16 protein-coding genes are annotated in these 18128 nt (G+C 36.6%); 9 read left to right on the top strand and 7 right to left on the bottom strand.

The genetic code is table 11. From position 1 onward, the window contains the following. Nucleotides 1–563 precede the first annotated feature (563 nt). The 3 genes from dnaK (at nucleotide 564) to LQ227_RS02965 (ending at nucleotide 4411) form a co-directional block, all read left to right on the top strand. The gene (gene dnaK / locus LQ227_RS02955) at nucleotides 564–2420 is read left to right on the top strand and encodes a molecular chaperone DnaK (RefSeq protein WP_230148191.1); all 1857 of its coding nucleotides are present in this window, start codon (nucleotides 564–566) and stop codon (nucleotides 2418–2420) included. 707 nt (nucleotides 2421–3127) lie between these two features. Beyond that, entirely contained in the window at nucleotides 3128–3292 is a 165-nt protein-coding gene (locus LQ227_RS02960) for a hypothetical protein (protein ID WP_230148192.1), read from the top strand. An 87-nt stretch (nucleotides 3293–3379) separates the two neighbouring features. Next, nucleotides 3380–4411, top strand: a complete 1032-nt coding sequence (locus tag LQ227_RS02965; RefSeq protein ID WP_230143606.1) for an Atu2307/SP_0267 family LLM class monooxygenase — start codon at nucleotides 3380–3382, stop codon at nucleotides 4409–4411. 1 nt (nucleotide 4412) lies between these two features. Here the strand turns inward: LQ227_RS02965 and LQ227_RS02970 are convergent, their stop codons facing one another. Then, nucleotides 4413–4856: a DUF4395 domain-containing protein gene (locus tag LQ227_RS02970; RefSeq protein WP_230143605.1), complete on the bottom strand. Its 444-nt coding sequence runs from the start codon at nucleotides 4854–4856 to the stop codon at nucleotides 4413–4415. 305 nt (nucleotides 4857–5161) lie between these two features. Between LQ227_RS02970 and LQ227_RS02975 the strand changes: the two genes are divergently transcribed. The 6 genes from LQ227_RS02975 (at nucleotide 5162) to LQ227_RS03000 (ending at nucleotide 11893) form a co-directional block, all read left to right on the top strand. Further along, a complete protein-coding gene (locus LQ227_RS02975; protein WP_230143604.1) occupies nucleotides 5162–7540 on the top strand; it encodes a DUF2339 domain-containing protein in 2379 nt (792 codons plus the stop codon). Continuing rightward, nucleotides 7518–8750, top strand: a complete 1233-nt coding sequence (locus LQ227_RS02980) for a DUF3999 family protein (RefSeq protein WP_230148193.1) — start codon at nucleotides 7518–7520, stop codon at nucleotides 8748–8750. The genes LQ227_RS02975 and LQ227_RS02980 overlap by 23 nt, the downstream gene beginning before the upstream one ends. A 15-nt stretch (nucleotides 8751–8765) precedes the next feature. Continuing rightward, nucleotides 8766–9887 (top strand): suppressor of fused domain protein, encoded by a 1122-nt coding sequence (locus LQ227_RS02985; protein WP_230143602.1) that lies wholly within the window; start codon nucleotides 8766–8768, stop codon nucleotides 9885–9887. A gap of 2 nt (nucleotides 9888–9889) precedes the next feature. After that, nucleotides 9890–10342, top strand: a complete 453-nt coding sequence (locus LQ227_RS02990) for a DUF1569 domain-containing protein (protein WP_230143601.1) — start codon at nucleotides 9890–9892, stop codon at nucleotides 10340–10342. A 115-nt stretch (nucleotides 10343–10457) separates the two neighbouring features. Then, nucleotides 10458–10883 carry a VOC family protein gene (locus LQ227_RS02995; protein WP_230143600.1) on the top strand — a complete coding sequence of 142 codons (426 nt, stop codon included), beginning with the start codon at nucleotides 10458–10460 and terminating at the stop codon, nucleotides 10881–10883. Nucleotides 10884–10936: 53 nt separating this feature from the next. Then, a complete protein-coding gene (locus LQ227_RS03000; protein ID WP_230143598.1) occupies nucleotides 10937–11893 on the top strand; it encodes a zinc dependent phospholipase C family protein in 957 nt (318 codons plus the stop codon). Here the strand turns inward: LQ227_RS03000 and LQ227_RS03005 are convergent, their stop codons facing one another. From LQ227_RS03005 to gldF, 6 genes are all read right to left on the bottom strand, one after another. After that, nucleotides 11894–12580 carry a DedA family protein gene (locus LQ227_RS03005; protein ID WP_057932398.1) on the bottom strand — a complete coding sequence of 229 codons (687 nt, stop codon included), beginning with the start codon at nucleotides 12578–12580 and terminating at the stop codon, nucleotides 11894–11896. It abuts the gene before it with no gap. A gap of 64 nt (nucleotides 12581–12644) precedes the next feature. Continuing rightward, entirely contained in the window at nucleotides 12645–13346 is a 702-nt protein-coding gene (locus LQ227_RS03010; RefSeq protein WP_230143596.1) for a DUF4397 domain-containing protein, read from the bottom strand. A 59-nt stretch (nucleotides 13347–13405) separates the two neighbouring features. Further along, nucleotides 13406–14083 carry a DUF4397 domain-containing protein gene (locus LQ227_RS03015; RefSeq protein WP_230143595.1) on the bottom strand — a complete coding sequence of 226 codons (678 nt, stop codon included), beginning with the start codon at nucleotides 14081–14083 and terminating at the stop codon, nucleotides 13406–13408. Between the two features lie 86 nt (nucleotides 14084–14169). Next, a complete protein-coding gene (gene dnaN, locus LQ227_RS03020; RefSeq protein WP_086545224.1) occupies nucleotides 14170–15294 on the bottom strand; it encodes a DNA polymerase III subunit beta in 1125 nt (374 codons plus the stop codon). 33 nt (nucleotides 15295–15327) lie between these two features. After that, nucleotides 15328–17013 (bottom strand): gliding motility-associated ABC transporter substrate-binding protein GldG, encoded by a 1686-nt coding sequence (gldG, locus tag LQ227_RS03025; RefSeq protein ID WP_230143594.1) that lies wholly within the window; start codon nucleotides 17011–17013, stop codon nucleotides 15328–15330. Further along, complete coding sequence (gene gldF / locus LQ227_RS03030; RefSeq protein WP_230148194.1) at nucleotides 17013–17738, bottom strand: gliding motility-associated ABC transporter permease subunit GldF; 726 nt, start codon at nucleotides 17736–17738, stop codon at nucleotides 17013–17015. Before gldF ends, gldG begins: the two co-directional genes overlap by 1 nt. Between the last annotated feature and the right edge of the window lie 390 nt (nucleotides 17739–18128).

The raw sequence follows: 18128 nt of genomic DNA on the forward strand, positions 1-18128 counted from the left end.
TTTAATCGCTTTTACATTTCCATCCAGCTAGGCCATAGCAGAGTATCTCCGTTCTACTTAAACCCGGCCTAACAATTTTTTCGGGCCGCACTGTCCTAGCCGCACAACTGCCTTAAAAAGAAAAATTTTCAGCCGGCATTTTTTGTTTCTTTTTGATGCCAAAAAGAAAGAGCCCTTCGGCGGCGGCGAGCCGAGGTAAGCCCTTGGGGTATTGAAAAAGAAAACAATTGTACGTCACTCATATTGATTTTTATGGAATAAATTATCCCTCAGGGTGAGTACATTTTTTGGTATTTTCCTAATCCCCTGATCTGTGTCCCCACAGATCGAAACATTTTCGCACTCAAACAATACGATCTTTGTTAAATAAACCTGATGGTACGGATGCCGATCCTTCAATCGGCAGGAGGGACAGCAGGACTGCTGCAACCGAAGAATTGCAGAACCCTTCATTTCCTCATTATAATTCAAAACAATAAAGAATTAGAAAATGAACTTTAATCTTTACAACATTAAAACATTTCCATCTTAAAACCTTACAACATTATTGTAAATTTGCAGCCATGGCAAAAATATCAATTAACCTTGCTACAGGTTCGTTTCAAAAGGAAGAAATTATAGTTGGAATAGATTTAGGCACAACCAATAGCTTGGTGGCGTTTATCAATCCAGATAAAAATCCGCAGGTAATTAACGATGCAGGTAAAGGAATATTGGTACCATCGGTGGTATATTTTAATGGCCAGAATGAAGCCGTTGTAGGTAACGAGGCTAAAGAATACCTAACCACTGATCCTTCAAACACCATTTTTTCAGTTAAAAGACTACTTGGCCGCTCTTACAAAGATGTAGCCGAACATAAGGATATTTTCTCTTACAAAATTATCGATGATGATAGCGATGCTTTGGTAAAAATCTACGCTGGCGACCGTTTTTACACACCGATCGAATTATCGGGCGAAATTTTGAAGGAGCTTAAGGCAAGGGCAGAACATGCGCTAAAAACTCCCGTTAACAGGGCTGTAATCACTGTTCCGGCATATTTTAACGATAGTCAGCGTCAGGCCACGCGAGATGCCGGAAAACTAGCCGGCTTAGATGTAATGCGTATTGTAAATGAACCTACCGCAGCAAGTTTGGCTTACGGAATTGGTTTAGATCCTTCTCAACAAAAAACAATAGCGGTTTACGACTTAGGCGGTGGAACATTTGATGTTTCTATTCTGCAGATTCAAAATGGAATTTTTGAGGTATTGGCCACAAATGGCAATACTTATTTGGGTGGTGATGATTTCGATAGGGCCATTTTAAACTATTGGTTGGAGAAAAACAACCTTGACGTAGCCGTAGTTGCTCAGGACAATATTTTGATGCAAACCTTACGTCTACAGGCTGAGGCTGCTAAAAAAGAACTATCTACCCAGAACTTATATAACGAGCAAGTTGGTGAAATCTGGTGCACGCTTGATAAACAAACTTTTGAGCAGTTAATTTCAGCGAAGGTTGAAGAAACCATCACTGCTTGTAAAAATGCATTAAAGGATGCAGATCTATCAGCCAGCGATATAGATGAGGTAATTTTAGTGGGTGGTTCTACCCGTACACCTTTTGTAAAACAGGCTGTAGAAAATTTCTTTGGTAAAAAACCACAGGATAATATCAATCCTGATGAGGTAGTAGCACTTGGCGCAGCCATTCAGGCCGATGTTTTGGCAGGAAACCGTTCTGATATCTTGTTGTTAGATGTTACGCCACTTTCTTTGGGCATCGAAACCATGGGTGGTTTAATGGATGTAATTATTGCCCGTAACAGTAAAGTACCTACAAAAGCTGGTCGCCAATACACCACTTCAATAGATGGACAGGTGAATATGAAAATCTCTGTTTATCAGGGTGAGCGCGATTTAGTGAAAGAAAACAGAAAATTGGCTGAGTTCGACTTAAAGGGAATTCCTGCAATGCCTGCGGGTTTGCCGAAAGTAGACATCAATTTTTTACTGAATGCCGATGGAATTTTAACTGTCCAGGCGATAGAGTTACGTTCCGGTGTTAAACAAGAGATCGAAATTACCCCAAGTTATGGTTTAAGCGACGATACAGTAGAAAAAATGCTGCTTGATAGCATAGAACATGCTAAAAGTGATGTGGAGCAACGTATGCTTATTGAAGCAAGAAGCGAAGGCGAACAATTGCTTTATACCGCTGAACGTTTTATCGAAAAACATGCCGAGCATTTAACCGAAGGAGAAATTTCAGATACTAAAGTACATATCGAAGCACTTAAAACGGCTTTAGCTACTCAAGAAAAAGATACCATTTTGAAGAAAGCAGACGAGCTGAATGAATTTACCCGCCCTTTTGCCGAACGGGTAATGGACGCAGCGATTTCTACTGCTATGAAAGGTAAGAAGATAGAGTAGTTTTCAGTTGGCAATTGGCAGTATTCAAACTCGATACGTCATCCTGAATTTATTTCAGGATCTTTCTAAGTATAAGCAGATATGACCTTATGTTCCCTATATGTTCAAATCTGCTTACGATCTTCATTCAGAATTTTTATTTGGAAAGCAATGCCAATGTTTATCGGTTCTGAAAGCCCCGCTTACCGCTTTATCCCGATGAAAAAATCGGGATGCCCGCTATAATCGGGTTTAGCTTAACTTAGGCCAGTATAAAAAACTCAGGTTGTAGGGCGCATTACCAAAGGCAAATAATTATCTTCGGTTAAGGATAAGTGCATGTACCCTGATGTTAACCTATGAAAAATTTAAATCTCAAAAGGATGAGCAAAGTAATAAATAGCGTTTATAATGAACTAATTTCTAAAAAGTTGTAAAAACACACGTCTGTTTCAAAACATCATTACATCTATAAAAGTTAAAGACAATAGCAATTTAGGTCCGCTACTCTATGTTTTTGGTTTCTTCCCATTATTTTTAATTAACCTCACTTTTATCTTTGACCTGAGTTATCTTCAATCAACATTAATTACAATGACGATACTGGTAGTGTTTCTGATATTCTTCTTCAAAAATCTAATAGCTAAACAAGAGGAATATGCCATTGTAGCAGATGAAAATGAGATCACATTTTTAAATTGGGAACTTTTAAGTGGAATGAAATCAAAATGATAAAAACCATTCCTGACGAACCTTTTAGCCGTAATAGGTATAAATTCATGAATATTACTTTACAGAATGGGAAAAACTTCAAGATTGAAACAACCAATTTCGATTATCTCAACCATGAACTCGAAACAATTTTCAAAAATTTAGGCAAACTGACAGAATAAACTTTAAGCACTTTACTTCTTTTCTTACCATACATCAAAAACTACCTTCCGCGTATCTATTAACTTTGTTAAAATTATTTTAACATTATGGAATTAGGTATCGGTATGTTTGGCGATTTGCAGATTAATGCAAAAGGAGAAATTCAACCCGCTCAGCAAAGACTTCAGGAAATTATAGCAGAAATAAAACTAATGGACGAGGTTGGTTTAGATTTCTATGGAATCGGCGAACATCATCGCCCTGATTATGCCGTATCGAGTCCTGAAATTATATTAGCTGCGGCAGCTACGGTTACCAAAAACATTAAATTAAGCAGCGCGGTTTCGGTTTTAAGTTCATCCGATCCGGTTAAATTGTATCAAAATTTTTCCACAATAGATTTAATTTCGAATGGCAGGGCCGAATTAATGGCTGGTCGTGGAAGTTTTATCGAGTCGTTTCCGCTGTTTGGTTATAACCTACAAGATTACGACGAACTTTATGAAGAGAAGTTAGAATTGCTCCTTAAAATAAACAAGGAGCCCAAAATCAGCTGGAAAGGTAAATTCAGACCAGAACTGAATAACCAGGAAATATTACCAAGAGCCGTAAACGACAATTTAAAAATATGGGTAGCCGTTGGTGGAACACCAGAATCAGTAGAACGTGCTGGTAGATTAGGTTTACCTGTAATGTTTGCTATCATTGGTGGTCAGCCGATACAGTTTAAGCCGCTTTTCGACTATTATAAAAGGGTTTACGAAGCTTACGGGCATGACAAGAGTAAATTTGAAGTAGGTGTGCATATGCACGCTTTATTTGGCGAAAACAGTGGTGAAGTTGCAGATTACTACTACCCGCTTTATTCTGCTCAAATGAACAGGATCGGCAAATCACGTGGTTGGGCACCTTATCAACGCAATCAGTTCGATGCTGGCCGAAGCAATAGCGGTGCTTTAATTATTGGCGATGTAAACGAATCGGTAGAGAAGATTTTAGCCATCGAAGAAACTTTTGGCTTAACACGTTTCTCAGCACACATGGATGTAGGGGGTCCATCTCACGCAGCCTTAATGAAATCAATTGAATTATTCGGGAGCAAAATTGCGCCAAAAGTACGCGAGGCTTTAAAGAAATAAATTAAGCCCCATTCTTTTTAGCGAAAATCTGCAAAAAAGAATAAATATAACAGCCTACACAAACGGCGAATAAACTCTCCAAAAGGGCAAAAACGATCATAATTGAGGTAAAAATCAGCGCTGCATTATAAAAATCAAATAGAAATACCGCGGTAATCAAAAGGCAGAATCCAAAGCCTAAGGTTGCCGCGAACTTTTTTGGGGCCAGATCTTTCATTTTCGGCGAAAGTGAAAATGCATTAGATACTTTAACGGCCATAAATTTTAGCAAACTAAATTTACCCGATGTAAATGCCCTTACAGCAAAATCAAACAGCAGGAAAACGATTGCCCAGTAATTTGAAAACACGATACAAGCAATTGCAATAGCAGCAACCATAAAGGCAATAACCCTAACTACATTTTCATTTATTCTTTCTGCTGATATTGGGCAAGATAATTCCATAGGACTAATTTTGTCCTAAATTAGCGATTAATTTAATCAGCCAATCAAAAAGCTACCCACTATAATGTCATTTAATTAGGATTAAGCTCAGAGGTGTATTGTCAATCACAGATAAAAAGAATACACAGAGATAACTCAAATACAAAAATCTGTGTTTATCTGTGCACATCAGTGGTAAAAGACGCCTAACTACATTCTAAAAGAGGTGGTAAAAGCGTTGCCTCAATTCATCACTCTAATTTTTCACCCGTTCTAAAATACATTCCTATATTTAGTAAAGTAAATTACGCACTACCAGATATCGAATGGATAATTCAGAAAAATTAAACCTGCTCTTAATCAAGCTGGAAAACCTATTGCTCAGGCAGCAAGGCTTTGAAGCCGAAATTGAAGCTTTAAGAAACGAGGTTCGTGCGCTGCAATCACCAGGTTCAGTATCAACGCCTCCAACAATAAATCCTGACCCAATCATTACAGCACCAACAAGAAATACAGCTCCAAGCTTTGCCGTACAACATTCGGCTGTACCTCAACCTACTCCTGCGCCAATTCCTGCTCTGGCAAACCAAACGCAACCTAACTTCGCCGAGAGATTTAAACGTGAAAACATGGTTAAATCTGATTTCGAGAAATTTATTGGAGAAAACCTGATTAGCAAGATTGGAATCCTGATCTTAATCATTGGTGTGGCTATTGGCGCTAAATATGCCATTGATCATGATATGATTAGCCCACTTACTAGGATTGTATTGGGTTATGCCGTTGGAGCCGGTTTAATGGCTTTTGCTATAAAACTTAAAGCCAAATACGAAAATTTTTCAGCCGTTTTGGTTAGTGGTGCGATTGCGATTATGTATTTTATCACTTATGCAGCTTACAATTTTTACTCCTTAATTCCACAGGCATTAGCCTTTGCCTTAATGTTTGTATTCACCTCATTTACCGTTGTTGCAGCAATTAAGTATAACAAACAGGTTATCGCCCATATCGGCTTGGTTGGCGCTTATGCCGTGCCTTTTTTACTGAGTGATGGTTCGGGCAAAGTCGGCGTTTTGTTTACCTACATGGCCATTATCAATATTGGCATCCTGGTGCTCAGTTTCAAAAAATACTGGAAGCCTTTATTCTATGCATCCTTTGGTTTAACATGGATCATCTTTTCTGCCTGGCGCTTAGCTTTAAGTAACACAAACAATTACTTTAGCCTCGCACTATTATTTTCTACCCTGTTTTTTCTCATTTTTTACATTACCAACCTAGCCTACAAAGTAAGCAAGAAAGAAGTTTTTGGCTTTAGCGATGTAGTCATCTTACTTTTGAATTCATTTGTATACTACGGAATAGGTTATCTAATATTATCAGACAATAAGAACAGCACTGAATTATTAGGCTTGTTTACGTTGGCAAATGCCGTGATACACTTTGTGGTGAGCTTAATTATTTACAAGAAAAATCTTGCAGATAAAAATCTCTTTTACCTCATTCTAGCAATGGTGATCACCTTTATTACCATGGCTGTTCCTGTTCAGCTAGATGGCGGTTGGGTAACCATTTTCTGGGTTGTAGAGGCCGCTGTACTATTCTACTTAGCACGGATAAAAAAGATTGTTATTTACGAAAAACTTTCCTTCCCATTAATATTTCTGGCTTTTTTTAGTCTGCTGGAAGATTGGATAACTTATTATGACCTCTATAACGGAAATGCAATCGTAATCATACCAATCCTTAACGTGGGCTTTTTAACCGCATGCATATTTATTGCCTGCTTCTTCTGGATGTTCAGCATCAGCAAAAAAGAAAGTGAAGAGCCTGTACAATGGATCTGGATGAGACAGATACTTAGTTATTCCATTCCCGCTATTTTAGTTTTTGTAATCTACATTACCCTTAGGATCGAGATTTCTAAATACTTTAATAACCTCTTCGAACTGAGCAAGATCAACACCACTCCAAAAACCAGATTTTACGATTCAATTAGTGAATACAACTACAATTACAACACCTTAAAAACAGCGTGGATTTATATTTACACCCTATTTTTTGCTTCAGCATTAAGTTATTTGAACATTAAAAAGCTAAAAAATAGCAAACTCGCCATCACTAACCTTATTATTAACATCTGGGTTATCATAGTATTTCTAACTTTCGGACTCTATAAATTAAGTGAACTTAGAGATAGCTATTTGCTTCCTGAAAGTAAATATTTCATTATTGGTTCATTTAATATCGGCATCAGGTATATAGCAATTGCTTTTTTTGCTTTGCTGATTGTACAATGCTACCAGTTGCAACGTTCGGGTCTATTGAAAAAAGATTTGAAGACCATGTTCGATTACTTGCTTTATCTTTCCCTCTTATGGATCATCAGTAGCGAATTGATCAATATTTTAGAACTATCACATTCAGAAGGAAGTTATAAACTGGGATTGAGCATCCTTTGGGGCACATTCTCATTATTCTTAATTAGCATGGGGCTGGCCAAAAACAAAAAACACTTGCGCATTGGGGCAATGGTTTTATTTGGGATAACATTGATCAAACTTTTCTTTTACGATATCTATTCTTTAAGCACAATTTCCAAAACCATAGTTTTTGTGTCGTTGGGTGTATTATTGCTCATCATTTCTTTCCTTTACAATAAATACAAACATTTAATTATTGATGATGCTAAAGTTGAAAATTAACCTATTTACCTTGCTTTTGCTTTGTGTCACTATTGCAAATGCACAAACCAATACTTATAAATTTAAGCGGAGCATAACGGGTGTTAATTCCGTTTGGCATAAAATGGCACTGCCAAATGATTTATATAAAAAAGCAAATGCAGGTTTCGAAGACTTAAGGATTTTTGGCATCAATGGAAAAGATACCCTTGAAGTTCCTTATCTGTTAAAACAGCGTGCCGATAAGGTAACTACAAATGACATTGCATTTAAACAGATTAACCAAAGTACAAACCCAAATGGTTATTATTATACTTTTCAGTCACCAGGAATAAATTTAATCAACCAGATTAATTTGGCTTTTAAACAAGAAAACTTCGATTGGAAGGTTAACCTCGAAGGCAGTAACGATAATAAAGAGTGGTTTTCTCTCTTAACAGACTATCGAATTCTTTCAATCAAGAACAACGATACAGATTACCATTTTACCAAATTGAATTTCCCTGATTCTAAATATCAATATTTTAGGATTGCGGTAAAAAGCCCCGTTCAGCCCGAATTATTGGAAGCAAAAATTTCGAAAACAGATACCGTAAAGGGAACTTATCAAGAGGTTAAGTATCAATCTTTCGATCTTAAAAACGATGTATCCAAAAAGGAAACAATTATCAATGTAACCTTGGCCAATCCCGTTCCGCTATCCAATTTAAGGTTGAATGCACAAAGTGATTTTGATTTTTACCGTTCCATCAAAATTGAATATGCAACAGATGGTTTTAAAACCGACAAAGGCATTCAGTACAATTATGCGAATCTTTATGAAGGTACGATAAGTTCTCTGGAAGAACCTGCATTCAATTTTGCAAATACCATTACATCCAGATTGAAAATTACTATCCAAAATAACGACAATAAGCCGTTACGTCTAAACACATTACAGTTAAAAGGAAACATCTATGAAATTATAGCCCGATTTGACGAACCAAAAGATGAATATGCCTTATATTATGGCAATGAAAAAGCTACAGGTCCGCTTTATGAAATTGAAAAATTTGAAAGTAAAATCCCAAATAATTTAACCAGCGTAAACATTGGAACAGAACAGCGAAATCCTGCCTATTCCATTAAAACAGAAAAACCATTATTTGAAAACAAAGCATGGCTTTGGGTATTAATGGCGGTGATTATTGCACTACTAGGCTGGTTTTCATTTAAAATGTTAAGAAATTAAGATTTATAATTAAAGATGAGTTTTTTAAAAAAGTTATTTCCTTCGAGAGAAGAAAAAAGGCAAGAACCAGAAGTGCTTGCTGAATTTCGCAGTCCATGCTGCCCGATTACAGCAATCGTAGAGCAAGATGAAAGAGTTGCTTACTTTTATCTCTGGGGCGATAAAGACACAAATTTTGGCATTAAAAGCTGTTGGATCAGAAACTTAGCTGCAGCACCTACAAACCTTGAAACGGATCTTATCAAAAAAGGGATATCACCCATGCTTACCAGTTCATTTTGTAGATTTCCAGCGGGGCAACCTCCGTTGAAAAGTGAAGATTTGGAAATCGTGTGGCTCGAAGAGGGGGACGCGGCAGCTTTATTAGCGAAAGAAGAAATTATTGCAATTATACCTTCGTGGTCAGGCAATGGCGACTTTTTCGGCTACGCTAGAGATTGTAAAGATCACGGCGAATTCTGTTGGGAACTTACTGAATCAAATATTTTAATAGATAGGGTTAAAAGTGCCCAAGAATATTGGGCTTTATGGGATAACGAAACAAACCCATTTCAAATAAAACAACCAGAATTATTAAAAAGCTATGAAGAAATTTTAGGAAATAGCAATAAATATTATGCTATTGATGGAAATGAATGGCCACCAAAAGGACTATTTTTAAAAACTGGAGATTTTAATGATGTATTTGTTACGGCTGGCCTTTCTTTGCTTCCAATGCCAGTGGTTGAAATGTATAGCGAAAATCCTAATCAAATAAACAGAATAGAATTGGGCCTGATATTAAAATCAGGCTTAAAGCAATCGGAGTTAGACAAAATAGGAAATTGGATAAGCGGACAGGCAGACATCCCCTGGAAAAGAATTACATGGATGGGCAATGGCCATACTATAACATTTAAAGAATTTAAGAATACCAAAATCACTTCTGTAATTTTAGTTAAGGACTTAAATGTTCTACCTAAATTAGAACTCGATGATTATAGAGGTAGTTCAGTTAATGTTTTGTGGATGATACCCATAACTGAAAATGAAAGAAATCATGTTATTGAAAACGGCAGTGAACAACTTATAGAAAAATTAAATAATATAGGATCTGAAGTTTTTAATATCTATCGTCCAGAAATCATCTTGAATTAACCATGAAGAACATTTTCCAACCCGCAGTAACCAGCGAAATTATTGAAAGAATTAACAGACTTACTCCTACGACCACTCAACTTTGGGGTAAAATGAATGTTGCACAAATGCTGGCACATTGCAATGTAACTTACGAAATGGTTTACGATGACATTCATCCAAAACCGGGGCCAATAATGAGGTTTATCCTGAAAAAACTAGTCAAAAGCAAAGTAGTAAGCGAAAAACCTTATCCTAAAAATAATCAGACTGCCCCTCAATTTATTATTAAGGATGAAAAAGATTTTGAAAAAGAGAAGATGCGTTTAATCGATTACATTAATCAAACCCAACAACTCGGTGAAAATCATTTCGATGGGAAAGAATCACATTCATTTGGGCCCTTAGCAAAAACGGAGTGGAACAATATGTTTTATAAACACCTGGACCACCATTTAACACAATTTGGAGCTTAGCTAGTAGCATAAGAGCAGATTATTGTCCAGATCGCCCCCTTAAATCGTCACTTTTAAACCTTACGCAGGCTAAAAATCTTGCCTAACTTGTGGTAACACAAAAAAATTATATAAAATGGCAAAACCACTTGTAACATGCCTTTGGTTTGACGGACAAGCCGAAGCAGCAGCAAAATACTATTGTACAGTTTTTAAAGATTCCAAAATTACACAAGTAACCCCTATGGTTGTTACTTTCGAATTAAACGGAAATAAATTTATGGGACTTAATGGCGGTCCGCAATTTAAATTCGATGAAGCTATTTCTCTTATGGTAAACTGCGACAGTCAGGAAGAGATAGACTATTACTGGAATACTTTCGTAAATGACGGGGGCACAGAGAGCGTTTGCGGATGGCTGAAGGATAAATTCGGACTTTCATGGCAAATTGTTCCATCAAACATCGGTGAGTTAATGGCAACGCCCGACAGAGCAAAAAGAGTAATGGACGCCGTTATGAAAATGAAAAAGCTTGATATGAAAAAAATGGAAGAGGCATAATTTTTACTTCTACGCCCTTTGAGTTACAAAGAAATTTGCATATCTTGGGTTATATGAAAAGATTAACGATTTTAACCGCGTTAATCATCCCTATATTTCTTTGTACCTCTTGGGGCTTCTTTGCACATCAAAGGATAAACAACCTTGCTGTTTTCACTTTGCCCTCTGATATGATCGGTTTCTATAAAAGGAATATCAAATACATTACCGAACATGCCGTTGACCCAGACAAACGGAGGTATGCTGACACGCTCGAAGCACCACGGCACTACCTCGATGTGGAGAACTATGAGAAAAATATTGATAGTATTCCCGAAAAATGGGATGATGCCTTAGCTAAGTACGGCAAAAAAAAGCTAAACACTGATGGTATTATCCCCTGGCAAATACAGCGTAGTTATTATGGTTTAGTTAAAGCCTTTAAAATGCGTGATTCGGTAAAAATCCTAAAATATTCTGCAGACCTGGGCCATTACATTGGTGATGCTCACGTTCCTTTACATACTACTGCCAACCACAATGGTCAACTCACCAATCAGGTAGGTATACATGCCTTTTGGGAAAGCCGTTTACCCGAATTGTTTTCAACTCAGTACAATTTTGTTGTTGGCAAGGCAGATTATATTGAAAACCCACTACAAGAAATCTGGAAAATACTTAAACACACGCACAGTTTGGTTGATACCGTATTAACTTTCGAAGCTGAACTGAATGCATCATTTCCTTCCGACAAAAAGTATAGCTTTTCTGAAAGGAATAATACTGTACTGAAACAATACGCTATGGCCTATTCAAAAGCTTACCATACTAAAATGAATAACATGGTAGAAAAGCAAATGCGTGCTGCCATATTAAAAACGGGATCATTCTGGTATTCTGCCTGGGTTGATGCGGGTCAGCCAGTGCTTAAAAACCTGATTAAAATAGCGTTATTACCTGATGAGAAAATAGAAAGTGAGGCGGTAGAAAGAAAATATCAAAATGGTTCCCTAATTGGTAGGGAACTATAATTATGCCTTTGTATCCTCTCCTTCAATAATTGCCTCAATCTTTTTAGGTTGAAAACGGCTCCTAACAGCTGCCCAGATGGCGGGAACAAATGTTACCACAGCAATAAAAATGATAACCAGTTCGAAGTTGTTTTTAATTACCGGAATCTGTCCTAATAGATAACCGCCTAACAACAATGCAAATATCCAGGCTACTCCACCAATAATGTTATAATAGGTAAAACGACCGAAAGGCATTTTGGCTATTCCAGCTACAAATGGTGCAATGGTTCTGAAAATTGGCAAAAACCTACTCAACATAATAGCCTTACCACCATGTTTCTCAAAAAATTCGTGAGATTGATGATAATATTTAAGCTTCAAAATCTTATTTTTTTCTTTAAATACACCTGCGCCTAAAACACTCCCGAGTTTATAGTTAACTGTATTTCCTAAAATTGCTGCTACAATTAAAATAATGAGCATGATCCAGATATTTAAACCAGTTTCATGTTCACCTGCAATTAAAGCGCCCATTGCAAAAAGCAACGAATCGCCAGGAAGGAACGGTGTTACCACAAAACCAGTTTCGGCAAAAATAATCAGGAATAAGATGAGGTAAGTCCAGGTACGGTATTCGTTAACAATTTCAGCTAAATGTACGTCGATATGAAGAATAAAATCTATAAGCTGCTGTAGTAGTTCCATTTATCTAATTTTGGGCAAAAGTATGAATATCAAAGGGATTAAATGCTAGTATATTGCAATAAAATTAGTTGGCTGAGATGATTCGATTTTTAAGTTCTCCCTTTTTATCGCCATCAAATAATATAAGGTAAACCCTACCATTATTAATATTAAGAGAATCTAATCGTTGTACCACAGGCGGTGGGTTTGTCGCAGTAGGACTAGTTAATTTAAAGGCAAATTTCATGTTTTTATTAACTTTAACCTTTAAAGTTTTAATCGCTCCATATGCAATTGTAGATTCTACAGGTTTGGCTGTATCTGTGCTATCAGTAATTATAACACTAGAGCCTAGTGTGTAACCAAGGTTTAAAAAAGTTAGTTTAGCTGAATCAAGATCTGGTTTTACATCATCGGTATAAACTTTCAATTTTGCAGGATCACCAGTTTTTTCTTTATAATAAAAAACAGAATAATTTTGTCCAATTTTAAATGTTTGTTCTCCTAATGAAGCCACATCAACACCAGTATTTATATTTCGTGTGGTTATATTATAAGCAGCATCACCTGCAACAACCACATAACTTGTGTTTGTATTGTAAGCAACAGGTGTTCCTATTTGTATTCCATTTAAATAGAAACTTTGCGTAGTATCAGTCGAAGCAGCCTGAAAGAATCGAACTTTAGCATCACCTTCAATTAAATTATCGTTTTTGATGCATGAGCTGATTAAAACGGCAAGTATAAGAAGAAGAAATATTTTAGGAAACAATACTTTGTTTTTCATAATTAATCGCTGATGCTAATAAAACGTAAAGATAGCAGAAAGCATATTAAACTTTGAAATTAATTATCGGTAATGATATGTGCTTCTAAGGTTGCTGCCGTTGTACCACTAAACCAAATGGTATATATCTTTCCTCCTTCTAAAGCTGTACTTTGGATGGTTTTAACATTACCAGAGCCTACTACATTATATCTTAAATTGAATCCAGTATCTACTGTAAAATAGCTTGACGCTTCTTTAAAAGCCAATCCATTTACGAATTGGGTACCGCCTTGTACCATAACATTTATGCCAGTGGCAAAATTTGGCGTCAGATTAATTAGTTTGATTTTAGCTTTATCTGATTCTGTATTACTTAAATTATCTTCATAACTCACTATTTCCATCTCTCCTTTTTTATTGGTAACCAAAAAAGTAGTGTAAGTAATAGATGGTGTAAAGTTTAAAGAGGTATCTGTAGTGGTATTATTTGTGCCGGCATAAGAAACATTTCTATTACCAGAAGGTATTTTTACGTAATCGCTGGTTTCGCCAAAGGCTAAAGAAACAGTGGTTAATTTTTCATTATCTAAATAAACATCTTGATGCACATCGGCCAGTGATGCATTGACCATTTTTACCTTGGCCTGGCCTTTCACTACTTCATCTGGATTGTCCTTTTTACAGGATAATAGGCCTATACTACATAAGACAGCGAGCAAAAGCAGTGATTTCGAGAGGTTGTTATAGATTTTCATTGGTTGTGTTAGTTGGTTATAAACAAAAATGGCTCGGTCAAAAACCAAGCCACTTTGTTAATAAAACTAACAAATTAGTTTTTTTTTTAATAACTATTATTTAGCATCACAGGCATCACCAACATTAAAACATCCTCATTTTCATCATTGGTTTGTGGAATTAAAAGCCCTGCTCTATTTGGTGTCGAAAGCTCTAAAGTAACTTCATCACCACTTAAATTACTCAACATTTCGATTAAAAAGCGTGCATTAAAGCCTATTTCGAGGTCTTCACCATCATACTGGCAGCTTAAACGCTCGTGTGCTTCATTAGCAAAATCTAAATCTTCTGAAGAGATATTCAATTCGCTTCCGCTAATTTTCAGTCTTACCTGATGTGTCGTTTTATTCGCAAAAATTACAACCCTACGAAGTGTATTTAAAAACAAACTTCTGTCGATAATTAGTTTGTTAGGGTTATTGGTTGGAATTACCGCCTCATAATCTGGATAGCGCTCGTCTATTAAACGACACACTAAATTGATATTTTCGAACTTAAAGAAAGCGCTTGTTGCATTATAATCTACTGATACATTAATATCAGTTGAAGGTAAAGCAGCCTTCAAAAGTGTTAAAGCTTTTTTAGGGAGAATAAATGATGTTGCTTTATCTGCTTTGCTATCCATACGACGGTATCTCACCAATTTATGTGCATCGGTAGCTACAAAGGTAATGTGCTGAGGGGATAACTGACAGAATACACCTGTCATAGCCGGGCGCAACTCATCGTTACTTACCGCAAAAATAGTTTTTGTAATGGCTTCAGTTAAAACAGACGCAGGTAAGTTTACAGAAGACGCGTTTTCTACTACTGGAATCTTCGGAAAATCATCACCATTTTCACCACTTAATTTATACTTACCATCTCCGGCACTGATCTCGATCGCAAAAGTACTATCATCGATATTAAATGCGATAGGCTGATCTGGCAATGTTTTAAGCGTATCTAATAAAATTTTAGATGGAACAGCTACTTTACCTTCTTCCTTTGATTCTACAGCCAAAGCAGTTGTCATGCTGGTTTGCAGATCGGTAGCAGAGATAGTTAAGTTTCCATCTTTAATTTCGAAGAGAAAATTTTCTAATATAGGCAAAACCGTACTGCTGCTTGATGCACCATTTACGGTTTGTAAGTGTTTTAATAGAGTTGATGTGGATACAATAAATCTCATGATATTATTTAGTCTTCTTCAAAAATATAAAAATTATTTAGCGTACTTGTATTTGCGGTGATAATGTTGAAAAATCGCAAAGAATATTAACAATAGCAAGGGTGCCACTACATTTATAAATTGCCATTTCGTTTTTTCGAGCTTAATTTTGGCTTTATCCAACAATCTGATTTTTACTTCTTTATTCCGTAGCGCAATTAAGTTGTTGTTATCCGTAAAATAATCAACAATATTGAGCAATAAGGCCTTATTACCAAAAGTACGCTGCGAATAACGGTCGAAACCTAGTGGAAAAGGGGTTCCATTTTGCTCCGATACCTGGTTTTTAAAAATATCGCCATCTCCTATCACAATCATTTTAGCCGGTTTACTTATACTTTCCAGGGTGTAAGGTTGCGTAATGGTAGCTGGTAAAGGGCGCCCGGCAAAAACCGATGGAAAATTACCTTCCAACATTAAACCAACATGCTGTGGTTTACTTTGGAAAGACCGTGGGTCTAACTGTTCGCTCACCATTTGCAAGCTAAACAATTTCGGCACATTATACACTTTATTATAGGGAGATGTAGCTAAAATATACGATTTTTTTACACCTTTAACACCAATAGTATCTACTGTACTTGGAAATTCAGATTTTACACCATCCAGCTTTTTCACAACACTTTCAGCAGTATCGGGCAATAAAATCGGGTAATAGATCCAAGGCACCAGTTGCATCTGGTTCTGCCCGCCTACAACACCCGTAGAAACCGGAATTTCGGCACTGTTTGCCGGATCGGCAATAATATTATAATTAATCCTTGCACCGTACATAAAAAGCATATCATCAAGGTTCAAATTACTGTTAACAGCCATCTGACCACTTTTTCCCCGCAAGCTATCCAATTCGGCATTTACCTGATCAATGCTCCAAAGTACCCTCCCGCCGTTCATTACGAAATAGTTAATTTTGTATTTCTCAGTTTCTGTAAAAGGTTTTTTGGGTTTGGCAATAATCAACATTTTCAATTTATCAAGCCCTGTTTTATCAATGCTATTTAAATCAATACGGCCAACCAGATAACTGCTAGATAGGGTGTGAATGGCATCAGCCAATTGTAAATCAGACAGTTCGCCATTTGATTCCGAGAAGCCAATCCGAGGGTTATCACCCGAAAGTACTTTCTTTAAACTCGAAGTAAAAAGATACTCCAAGTTTTCAATTGAGCGGTTTATATTGTCTTCGTAATTTCCGCGGGTATCTAAATTTTGAAAGAGTTTAATGGGAAATTCCTTTCCTTCGCTTTCCATCATCGCCATCGGAAATACGAGCTTCTGCGTTAATCCACTTTCAGTTTTAACACTTAAACTGGTTGCTTCTATACCGCTCTCGTACAAATTATTGATTACTGTATCTTGATCAGCCTGATTAAGTCCCGCTATCGGATCAACAAAAACCACCTTGACCTCGGTTTTAGCATAGGCTTGATAATCAGATAAAATATCTGACACCGCAGTCTGCAAGCGTTTAAACGCAGGTGGTAACTCTCCCGCTAAAAATACCGTAATGATTACCGGTTTTTTATTTTGCTCCAATAAAGATTTCGTTTTATCACTTAAAGTAAAACGCTTATCGGCAGTAAAATCAAAACGATGAAAAGCGTACTTACCTACGATATTTAAAATAATTAACGTGGCTATAACGATGATAGCATTAAGCCATTTATTCTTCAGCTTCATTATCGTTTCCCTCCTATTATTATTTTGGTGAACAATAAAAACAGCACTGAAAAAGAAATAAAGTAAATTAGATCTCTGGTATCTAAAACACCACGGCTTATCGAAGTATAATGTTGATTAATCCCTAAATTGCTAATGATATGTTCCATACTTTGAAATGCAGCAAGCTGACTGCTGTAATCAAAACCTAAAAAAGCGAATGCACATAAAGCAGCACTGATCACAAAGGCAATCACCTGATTTTTAGTCAATGCAGATGAAAAAATGCCAATGGATGTAAAGGCAGCACCCAATAAAAATAAACCGATATAAGAGCCAATAACTGATCCCGAATCAATATTTCCTTCAGGAAAACCCAGCTTTGAAATGCTATAGTAATAAATTAATGTCGGGATTAGGGCAAATAATACCAGAACCAAACTTGCTAAGTACTTTGCCACAACAATCTGCCAGATTTGGATGGGCCGGGTAATTAAAAGCTCATAGGTTCCCTCTCTCCGCTCTTCAGCAAAAGAACGCATGGTAATGGCTGGAATAAGAAACATGAAAAGATAAGGCACTAAACTGAAAAAAACATCAAGTTCGGCATAACCATAATCAAGCACCGAGGTATCAGGAAAAAACCAGAGTAACAGGCCAGAAACCAATAGAAAAATGCCAATGGTAATATAAGCAACCATCGAACTTAAGAAACTGAATAACTCGCGTTTAAAAACTGCGTACATGTGCTATTAAAACGCCGAAGTTAACCATTTATTCCTGCAAATTTAAAAGGAATTGATTAAATGAATGTATTACCAATCAGTGATACTTAAATTTAAAAAGAGGCCGTATCATAAATTTCGGATTGTCATCCTAAAGGATAATTTATTTTATAAAACCGATACAGATTACAGAGATTTTTTTTTGTGCGGTAAATAAGCTGTGAGGAATCGTCATTGCGAGAAGGCTTTTTCAGCCGACGAAGCAATCTTACAACGATCGCTACTAGCGTGCGCATTAAGATTATTCATTTATGCAGTTGTTTTTAAAGGCATTCATGAGCTCGCTTCGTTCGGTTATCTTCGTTCCTCGCAATGACGACCTTTCTAGGGATTCTGCCAATGGTAGCCTGT

This window comes from Pedobacter sp. Bi27 (assembly GCF_918698255.1).
Lineage (GTDB): Bacteria > Bacteroidota > Bacteroidia > Sphingobacteriales > Sphingobacteriaceae > Pedobacter.